1 protein-coding gene is annotated in these 1,337 nt (G+C 47.7%); it reads left to right on the top strand.

The features are described from left to right. Positions 1–68: 68 nt before the first annotated feature. The gene (locus HMPREF3140_RS01535; protein ID WP_000427623.1) at positions 69–1,073 is read left to right on the top strand and encodes an IS110-like element IS4321 family transposase; all 1,005 of its coding nucleotides are present in this window, start codon (positions 69–71) and stop codon (positions 1,071–1,073) included. Positions 1,074–1,337 lie beyond the last annotated feature (264 nt).

The following is a 1,337-nucleotide window of genomic DNA, read 5'->3' as shown; positions in this document are numbered from 1 at the left end:
TTAATGAGATGGTCACTCCCTCCTTCCCGGTACTATGCTGAGGACAGGCTTTCATTCGGAGAACTATCATGGAAAACATTGCGCTCATTGGTATCGATCTGGGTAAAAACTCTTTCCATATTCATTGCCAGGATCGTCGCGGGAAGGCTGTTTACCGTAAAAAATTTACCCGGCCAAAGTTGATCGAATTTTTGGCGACATGCCCCGCTACAACCATCGCAATGGAAGCCTGTGGCGGTTCTCACTTTATGGCACGCAAGTTGGAAGAGTTGGGGCATTCCCCAAAGCTGATATCACCACAATTTGTCCGCCCGTTCGTTAAAAGCAATAAAAACGACTTTGTCGACGCCGAAGCTATTTGTGAAGCAGCATCGCGTCCGTCTATGCGTTTTGTGCAGCCCAGAACGGAATCTCAGCAGGCAATGCGGGCTCTGCATCGTGTCCGTGAATCCCTGGTTCAGGATAAGGTAAAAACAACCAATCAAATGCATGCTTTTCTGCTGGAATTTGGCATTAGCGTTCCCCGAGGAGCTGCCGTTATTAGCCGACTGAGTACCATTCTTGAGGATAATAGTTTGCCTCTTTACCTCAGCCAGTTATTGCTGAAATTACAACAGCATTATCACTATCTTGTTGAGCAGATTAAAGATTTGGAATCCCAGTTGAAACGAAAGTTGGACGAAGATGAGGTTGGACAGCGCTTGCTGAGCATTCCCTGCGTCGGAACACTGACAGCGAGTACTATTTCAACTGAGATTGGCGACGGGAAGCAGTACGCCAGCAGCCGTGACTTTGCGGCGGCAACAGGGCTTGTACCTCGGCAGTACAGCACGGGAGGTAGGACGACATTGCTGGGAATTAGTAAGCGAGGTAATAAAAAGATCCGAACTTTGTTGGTTCAATGTGCCAGGGTATTCATACAAAAACTGGAACACCAGTCTGGCAAATTGGCCGATTGGGTCAGGGATTTACTGTGCCGGAAAAGCAACTTTGTCGTCACTTGTGCTCTGGCAAACAAGCTGGCCAGAATAGCCTGGGCCCTAACGGCACGACAGCAAACTTATGTAGCATAACGGCAGAAATACACCGGTTTAAAGAATTACTGATCTGGTTTTGCGAATACTGATATTGATGATACTAACGGCCCACCGGCCTGTTGAGGAACCTGTAAAACGGAAAGGCTCATTGAAGCCGTATATTTTCTGGAGGTTCATCAGGCGCGGAACTCATCAAGGCGCGGGAATAAAATCCCATTCAGACGCCGGATAGATTCAAGCAAGCCAACTTGTCGTCAAAATCGGTGTTGCAAAAACGGGAGTGACCATAGATTCCGTTTT

This window comes from Klebsiella sp. HMSC16A12 (assembly GCF_001808265.1).
GTDB classification, from domain to species: domain Bacteria; phylum Pseudomonadota; class Gammaproteobacteria; order Enterobacterales; family Enterobacteriaceae; genus Klebsiella; species Klebsiella pneumoniae.
This window is presented reverse-complemented; position numbering and strand designations above follow the sequence as displayed.